This is a genomic window from Corynebacterium sp. HMSC036D02 (genome assembly GCF_001836165.1).
In the GTDB taxonomy this organism is placed as follows: Bacteria; Actinomycetota; Actinomycetes; order Mycobacteriales; family Mycobacteriaceae; genus Corynebacterium.
Window position 1 is genome coordinate 13,196 of the sequence record NZ_KV827686.1, and the last position, 8,330, is coordinate 21,525.

At 60.9% G+C, this 8,330-nt stretch carries 5 protein-coding genes; 4 read left to right on the forward strand and 1 reads right to left on the reverse strand.

Annotated features, from left to right (window positions below; translation table 11 throughout):
- Positions 1-206: 206 nt before the first annotated feature.
- Genes HMPREF2743_RS07835 through HMPREF2743_RS07850 form a run of 4 tightly spaced genes read left to right on the forward strand, consistent with a single transcriptional unit; the run spans position 207 to position 6,879 of the window.
- On the forward strand, positions 207-1,679 hold the full coding sequence (locus HMPREF2743_RS07835) for a DUF3375 domain-containing protein (protein WP_070744693.1): 1,473 nt from the start codon (positions 207-209) through the stop codon (positions 1,677-1,679).
- Positions 1,676-2,356, forward strand: coding sequence for a DUF4194 domain-containing protein (locus HMPREF2743_RS07840; RefSeq protein ID WP_070525427.1), 681 nt, complete (start codon positions 1,676-1,678; stop codon positions 2,354-2,356). The genes HMPREF2743_RS07835 and HMPREF2743_RS07840 overlap by 4 nt, the downstream gene beginning before the upstream one ends.
- The gene (locus HMPREF2743_RS07845; RefSeq protein ID WP_070818532.1) at positions 2,349-5,741 is read left to right on the forward strand and encodes an ATP-binding protein; all 3,393 of its coding nucleotides are present in this window, start codon (positions 2,349-2,351) and stop codon (positions 5,739-5,741) included. Before HMPREF2743_RS07840 ends, HMPREF2743_RS07845 begins: the two co-directional genes overlap by 8 nt.
- Positions 5,728-6,879, forward strand: coding sequence for a DUF3322 domain-containing protein (locus HMPREF2743_RS07850; protein ID WP_070818533.1), 1,152 nt, complete (start codon positions 5,728-5,730; stop codon positions 6,877-6,879). The genes HMPREF2743_RS07845 and HMPREF2743_RS07850 overlap by 14 nt, the downstream gene beginning before the upstream one ends.
- Positions 6,880-7,053: 174 nt before the next feature.
- Here the strand turns inward: HMPREF2743_RS07850 and HMPREF2743_RS07855 are convergent, their stop codons facing one another.
- Positions 7,054-7,914, reverse strand: coding sequence for a hypothetical protein (locus HMPREF2743_RS07855; protein ID WP_070525433.1), 861 nt, complete (start codon positions 7,912-7,914; stop codon positions 7,054-7,056).
- Positions 7,915-8,330: the final 416 nt, after the last annotated feature.

Consider the following 8,330-nt stretch of genomic DNA (forward strand, 5'->3'; position numbering starts at 1 on the left):
AAAAAGTCGCATTCACGGTATTTCATGGGCCGCGTTGAGGTACAAGACGACCAGGTGGACGCAGCCTAAAGCTTCACTCATGGCCCCGCCTCCATGGGCGTAATTATTTCGATCTGTGCTCTGTAGGACATGCACCAGGCAGAGGGCTTCGAAAATCTGAGCCCCGCTCCACTGCGCATGTCCGGCACACCTGTCAGAATCAAGACATGTCTGTTGAAGCACGCGCCCTCTCACTCCGACGCCTGATGCGCGATTCCGCCGCAATCCGGCTCCTGGCTGCGGACAACGCGCCCGTGATTCTGGCGTTGATTGCGGAGTACTTCCCACGCGGCACTCGGGCGCGCCCAGCAGCAGAGGTATACGAGCTCATGGTCACCGATTTCGAGGTTTTGGCCAGCGAGTTTTCCATGCCCCGCACGCCACAGAACTACTGCAATGACTGGGTCAAGGCAGGCTGGTTAATTAGAAAGTCCGGCAAGAGCTCCCACGGTGAAACGCTCGAGCCCAGTGAAGATGCTCTCTCGGCACTCGAGGCCATCGAACGCTGGGAAGCACCGGTGACTGCGGTGACGGCCTCACGGGTGGAATCGATCAGCTCGGCGCTGCAAAGGCTGGCACGGGATACCAACGAGGACATCGCTAGCCGCGTGGCCAGCTTGGAAGCAGAACGTGATCGCATTGACCGCGAGATCGAAAAGGCACACCTCGGGCAGTTTGAAAGCCTCACCTCCGCGGAGACGGAAGAGCGCGTCCAAGACGTCCTGAACATGGCCATGGCCGTGCCGAGTGATTTCGCCCGGGTTCGCCATGAGCTCGAGGCCCTCAACCACCAGCTTCGCCGACAGCTCTTAGATCCGGAGGGCTACCGCGGCGAAGTGCTGGAGGAAATCTTCAACGGCGTGGACCACATTGCGGAATCGGAGGCCGGGCGCAGCTTCCGCGGCTTCTATTCCCTCCTGATGGATAGGGAGCGCAGCGCCTGGTTGGACCAATGGATCAAGGAGGTTCTGGAAAGCGAGCCCGGGCAGCAGCTCGCCCCGGACAAGAGGCAGCGGCTGCGCAGCCTCTTTCGCGATATGGAGGAAACCAGCTTCGAGGTCAACCAGACCATGACCGGGCTGGCGCGCAGTTTGCGCAACTACGTCTCCTCCGAGCAATTCGCGGAGGACCGACGCATGATTGAGCTGCTGCGCGAGGCCCGCGGCATGGCCATTGATGCCGCACAGAACTCCGAACTGAAGGCCTTTCACCGGATGGACACACCACTGCAGCGCATCGGCATGTCGATTCATTCGGTCTCCCGCATCCGCCTGGCCAACCCCGGGCGGGAAGTCGTGGAGGAGACACCAGTGGCCTACCAGCCCGGCACGGAAGACCCGCAGGCGCTTTATGAGCTGGTGCGAGAATCAGAAATCGACTTCGAGGAATTGCACGAGGCGGTACGCATGGCCGTCGCCAAGTCCGGCCCCTGCACTATTGGCCAGGTGCTGCAGGCCTATCCCCCGACGCAAGGTCTAGCCAGCGTAGTGGGTTTGGTACATATCGCGGATTCCCACCCGTTGCCCTCGTTAAAAGAAGCACACGAGACAGTCACGTGGACCGAGGAAGACGGTACCGTGCGTTGTGCCCAGATCCCCACCATGTATTTCGATCACACCACCGTTAAGGAGCTACAGTGACCGCCGTCAACAGCCCCCGCGTCGATGCCGCGCACGAGCCGCCGCTGTGGGAACACGATAAAGGAACGCTGACCTACCATTCGCGGCGCGCCCTGGTGCAGCTGCTGCAGGGCCCGCTCATTCGCGCGCAGAAGGAACCGGTACTGTGGGCGGCGATTATCTCCGACGAGGAGAATCTACGCGCCCGGTTGCACGAGGTGTTCCTGGAGCTCGTCGTGGATGAGACCGAAGGCTTCGCATTCACCCGCATGGTGGAGGAAGACAGCTTGAGCATCCCGCAGGTGCTGCGCACGGACAAGCTTAAGCACATCGACACCGCCATCTTGTTGAACCTGCGCCAGGAGCTGGGCCTCACCCTGCCCGGCGAGCGCGTCATCGTGGACGTGGAGGATCTCCGGGAGAGCATCGGCTATGTCCGTGCGGTGGATAACCGCGACGAGGCCGGCTTCACCAAGCGCTTCAACGCGGCAATGAAACGCATACAGAATGACTATTCCCTCATCAGCGCCACCGAGACCGAGGGCCGCTTTGAGGTTTCCCCGGTGCTGCGCCAGCTTTTCGACGCCTCCACGGTCTCCGCTATTCGGGATGAATACGCCCGCCTGGCGCAGGCGGAAGACCAGGATGAGCAGGAACCGGAGCAGCTCCAAGAGCAGGAGGTTGCCTCCGATGACTAAGAACACCTCCCTCTGCCCCGGACAATTCCGCATCAGCCGCATCCAGCTGATTAACTGGGGCACTTTCCACGGCTACTTCTCCATCCCGGTAGCTCGCAAGGGCTTCCTCATTACAGGCGGCTCGGGTTCCGGCAAGTCCACGTTGCTCGATGCCATGTCTGCAGTGCTAGTTCCGCAAAGTCACGTGAAATTCAACGCGGCGTCACAACAAGACCTCGGGCGGCACAACGGGCGCAACCTCGTCTCCTATGTGCGCGGCGCGTGGCGGCAGCGAGAGAACGCCCAGACCGGTGAGATCGCCCCCGAGTACTTGCGGGAGGGCGCCACCAACTCGGTCGTGGCGCTGACCTACGATAACGGCGCAGGCAAGCAGCACACCCTCATCGCTATCTTCCGCCTCAACGGCGGTGAGAGCTCAGTGAGCCAGATCAAGAAGTTGTATGGGCTGGTGCCGGGCGACGAGGACATCGACAAGCTCAGCCCCTTGCTCACCCGCAGCCTGGACACCCGCAAGATTAAGGCAATGTACAAAGGCCCCGGCGCGTCCTTCACGCCGACCTACACCACGTTCGCGAACCGCTTCCGCAAACGCTTAGGGATCAAGAATGTGGAGGGCCAGCTCCTTCTCCACCGCACGCAATCCGCGAAGTCCCTCTCCAGCTTGGACCAGCTCTTCAGGGACTACATGCTGGACCGTCCGGCTACCTTTGAGAAAACGGATGAGGCCGTCGAGCAATTTGAGGATTTGCGCCAAGCTTACTTAAGGGTCGAAGACGTCAAGGCCCAGATTGATACGCTCGCTCCCCTGCCCCAGCTGCATTCCCAGCGCACAGGCGCGGAGGCGGACAAAGCACAAGCGGAAGCCATGGCTGAGGCGCTGCCAGCTGTACGCTCCCGCTTGGTGGCTGAAGAACTGGACGTTCGCATTCGGGCCCTTTCGGCGCAATTGGCCGAAGCCCAGTCTCAGGCCGCATCGCTTGAGGCCGATGTTGCTCACCTCGATGACGCAGAGCGCCTCGCCGCAGTGGCCGTCTCCCAGCTCAGTTCGGGTGAGCTCGATACCTTAAGGGCCAAGATAGAAACCGCCGAAAAGGAGTTTGAGCACCGCACGAAGGAGTTCCAGCGCCTTAGTGCAGCGGCCGGTCAGTGGACTGATCACTACGAGCTCAGCCCGCATGGCTTCGCCCAACTACAGGCCAATGCGAAAATCCGAATCGCGGACTTCGAGGCCGATTTCGAGGACCTTATCAATCAACAACAGGAAGCCGGCGTGGCCGCCCGCGACGCCGCCACCGCCTGCTCCACGTTGGACAGCGAGCTGCGTTCCTTCAGCTCGCGGAGAACCAACATCGATAAGACCTTGGTGGAGCTGCGCTCGCAACTGGCCCGCGATACCGGCTATGCCGAGTCCGAGCTCCCCTTTGCCGGCGAGCTCATCGATATCAGCCCTCACCAGAGCGAGTGGGAGCCGGTGATCCAGAAGCTGCTGCACAATTTCGCCGCCACCTTGCTCGTGCCCGAAGCCGCACGGGAGGCCATCAACCAGTGGGTCAATTCCCGCAACGTGGGCACGCGCTTGGAATACCGCACCATCCCAGAGTTTGCCCCGGCACCGGCAGCCGCGCGCAGCCCGCGGCAGCTCATCCACAAACTCGAGTTCCAAGACCACGCCATGGCGAGCTGGGTACGCCACCACATTTCGCGCCGCTTCAACTACGAATGCGTGGATTCGGTGGCGGAATTAGAAAAAGTCACCAAGACCCCGGCCATTACCCGCGATGGCCTGGAAAGCCGCCCCAAGGACAAGGACGGCTCAACGCGCTTCATCAAGGATGACCGCACGCGCTTTAGCGGCACCGCCTGGTACCGGGTGGGCTCCACCAACACCGCCAAGATTGAACTGCTGCGTTCACAGCTCATCGACGCCAAGGCCACCGCCCGCGCTACGGCCAAGCGGGTCCAAGACTTCAACCGGAAGATGGACATCCTGCGCTCCCAGCGCGATAAGGCCCAGCAGGTACTGGATACCTCATTCCAGGACATCGACACCGCCTCCGCCGAGGCCCGCAAGCGTGATCTGCAAGAACAGTTTGACTCACTGGCTTCCTCCCCGGAGGCCCAGGCGCTGGCCGCCGCGCACGCGCAGGCCAAGCAGAAGCTCAACGCCGCCCGCGCCAGACTCAACGAGGCGCAGAAGCACCTGGGCAACGTCGAAGGCGAGCTAGAGCGCTCCACCGCTCGCCGCCGCGGCATCGGCCCCGTGCCGGAGATCGCGGACAAGGACATTGAGACAGCAGTCGTTGAAGCCCTGCACAAAGGCAAGCGCAGTCTCACAATCGATGACATCGATGCCCGCCGCGATGAAGTCCAGGCCAGTTTGCAACAGACCTCCCGCACGGCCGCGCGCCGCATCGAGGAGGCCAACGACAAGATCGTCTCCGTCCTGCACGCCTACCTGTCCGAGTGGCCCGCGGAGGCCGCCGACTTGGAACCGCAGGCCAGCTTCGCCGGCGAGGGCATCGAGAAGCTCAAGTTCCTCCGGGCAGACCGCCTGGCTGATTTCCGCGCCCGCTTCCTCGAGTTGCTCAACGGCCAGACGGTGCGCAACCTCTCCCACCTAGCCACGGATCTGCGCCGCGCCCGCAGCGATATTGAGATGCGCATGGAGTACATCAACAAATCCCTGGAGCGCTCTCCCTTCAACGGTGAACGCACCCTGCGCATCGAAGTCAAGGACGCCCGCGGCCAGGTGGTCCAAGAATTCCAGCGGGATCTCGATGCCGCCACCTCCCACAGCCTGGCGGAAGTCACCGAGGATGATCCAGCGGCAGCCATTGCGCGCTACCACGCCTTGGACAAGATCTTAAGCCGCCTCGGCTCCAGCCAGCCGGAGGATATCCGCTGGCGCAACGTGGTTTTGGATACCCGCCGGCACGTCAGCTTTGTCGGCCGCGAGTGCTACCCCGATGGAACCACGGCCAACACCTATCAAGACTCCGCCTCACTCTCCGGCGGCCAGGCCCAGAAGCTCGTCTTCTTCTGTTTGGCCGCAGCCTTGCGTTTCCGCCTCGCGGAGCCTGACCAGGACGTGCCCACCTATGGGTCCATCATCTTGGATGAGGCCTTTGACCGCGCGGATCCCGCTTTCACCCGCACCGCTATGTCCGTCTTCGCGTCCTTTGGATTCCACATGATTCTGGCCACGCCGTTCAAGCTCATCCAGACTCTCTCGCCCTATGTGGACGGCACCATCGTGGTCAGCTACGACGAGCCCACCATCGACGGCCGCCCGCAGGCACGCACGGGCTACAAACTTATCGACGCCTCCACCACCCACGACCCCCAACAACCCGACCCCAAGGACTCCGACGATGCGGACTCCTAAAGACCTGCAGGCGCATGCCGCCAAGTACCTGCGCAACCACTTCGCCGACGCACTCGCCGATCCCGCTGCGCTCAACCTGGACTGGCCGCTGCACCCGCCAACAGCTACGGCCGCCGCCCGCGATATCAAGGCCACGAAGGACTTCATCCGCGCCTGGCAGCGCTGGCCACACCAGGAAGAGGTCATCTATGAATCCCGAAATTGGTCCCGCGCGGGCCTTGGCACCAACGACGTTCCCACACGCGCAATACTCACCGGCGCCGCGCGCATCGCTGCCGCCGCGAACCTGATGTCCGACTACGACCGGGCCCTCCAGCGTGCCCAGGACATCGCCGCCATCTTTCCGGACTCCCCGGACTTCGCGCATACCGTCCGCCGCACGTACAACCAGTGGAAGGACTTAAGCGCCTGCGACTTGCGCTGCCTTGGACCGTGTCTGACCTGGCTGCGCGCCAATCCCCGCTCCGGCGAATGGGAGCGCGCCGTGCCGGTGGAGGGCGTCGATGGCAAATGGATAGGCACCCACCGCCGCCTGCTCCTGGCGCTCCTTGCTCCCTTCGGCATCACGGACTTGGGCCTGCGCCGCAGTGATGCCCGCCTGCGCCTGCGCTACCTCAACCACGCCCCGGCACTCTCCGATATCGAAATCCCCCTCGCCGACGCCGCCACCCTCTTCCCCGACACCCCACCCCGGGTACTCATCGTGGAGAACAAACAAACCTTCCTAGCACTTCCCACGCTTGCCGACGCCTCCCCAACCACCATCGCCATCCTCGGCTCCGGCACCGCCGCCCACCAACTCCAGGCACTGGGCTGGCTACAACGAGCCGACATCACCTACTGGGGCGATCTTGACGCCGCCGGCTTTGCCATCCTCAACGCCGTGCGCGCCCACTTCCCCCACACCACATCACTGCTCATGGACCCCGCCACCGTCACCGCATTCCAGCACCTCGCCGTCCCCGACCCCGGCAACGGCTCCGCCACCCTCACCCACCTCACCACCGACGAGCAACGCGCCTACCGCTTGCTTTACACCAAAGGAAGACTGCGCATCGAGCAGGAGCGGATTCCTTTTGTGCACGCCAACGCAATAGTCCAAGAGGCCCTCGGTGGCGGCTCAACGCAAAGCCCCTAACACCCCAAGCACACTAAAAATGACCCTCACCTGCCAGTAGCCCCGGTGAGGGTCGAGCAGCTGTACGCAAAGTAGGACTGCCCCTACCAAGAATTATGCCCAACGAGCGCAGAGATAGTCAACGCCTGCGTCGCAATAATGAGCCGGCAGTCAATCGTCTCGATGAAGCAAACATCAATCTACGAAGCCATCATCACCAAGCCCATCAAGGTACGCGCTCCAACTTTTAAAGACATCAGCAAGCAGATGTAATGGTGCTTCATCAACGTCGTCGCAGTGCCGAAACTCCTTTAGGCTGAATGCTGCCGCGCCGACCGCGATAGCGGTTCGGATAGCCACTTCGTAGGTTTCAATTGCATTGCCGCAGCTTCCGATATCCGCTGAGATCGCTATTTCAATTTGGCGGACTACATTGTGGTGCACTGATCGATTGAACTCGTTGTACATCTCACGACCTTTAAACCCATCAAAATACGTCTCAACCAGATCTGTATACGGCAATAGTCTGTGACGCCTGCCGTACCCCTGCGATGCAAACGCTTGCCTAATTTTTTGATGCGCCTCCAAAGCGTCATGAAGCTTGGAATCGGGCCTTGCAGCGTCAGAGTTCTCGTACCCATTTATCACGACGTTTACCGCTCGAGCGGTTCTAACCCACGGGTCTTCTTGCTCATTCACATACATTACTAGAGCAGCGTTTTCTAGAGCAGGCCTGGCAAGAATTGATGGTGTAAGCGGATACCGAATATCGGACTTCAGCAACAGGCCGATCGAGTGCAAAGCTGCACCCGCGGCTTGCAAGGCCGCCGCTGTTAGCTCATCAGGAAGTAGAGAAATCCCCCATTTTTGAGCCCCACGAATCTTAGGCTCAAATTCCGCCTCAAGGGCATCCGCAGCTTCTGCAGTAAGAACTCGAGGTGAACGAGCCATCTCATTTACAGTGTGCGCTGCGACCTCACAATGTGCGCCAAGCCCCTTCAGAGGAAAGTAATGCTCATACTCAGCAAACGAGTTTTCCAACGGATAACCCTGCACAAACTATCACCCCATAGCCTTTCGCACATGTTCACTATACCGAATCGTGCGTAAGGCCTAATCTCCGGCCTCTTGACCTAGCTCTGTTATGTCCATAGGGTTTTTGGACATGGAGTCCGGTGTCTTTTTGGACACGGAGTCCATGGAGGTCTTGGACACTTCTAGCGGTTTATGGTTGCGGCCTGCGTTTCGGCCGGGGTTTGGATAGTTTCGGGTTCATCCGCGGTGGTTGGCGGTGTTTCATTCCTTCAACGAGGTTGATGTTGATCTGACCACCTGGTGGTTTGTGGCTCAACGTGATCGGCAGTGGCACGCTGAAGAGGAATTCACCGTCATGGGCCGTGTAGAACTCCGCAACGTTTTCGGCTGTGACTGTGGAGTAGAGTCGGACCTGACCCCTGTTTGGTAGACACCTG

Excerpts from the sequence above, each read along its gene's own strand:
- HMPREF2743_RS07835 (WP_070744693.1), top strand. The coding sequence starts at position 207 with ATGTCTGTTGAAGCACGCGCCCTCTCACTCCGACGCCTGATGCGCGAT.
- HMPREF2743_RS07845 (WP_070818532.1), top strand. The coding sequence starts at position 2,349 with ATGACTAAGAACACCTCCCTCTGCCCCGGACAATTCCGCATCAGCCGC.
- HMPREF2743_RS07850 (WP_070818533.1), top strand. The coding sequence starts at position 5,728 with ATGCGGACTCCTAAAGACCTGCAGGCGCATGCCGCCAAGTACCTGCGC.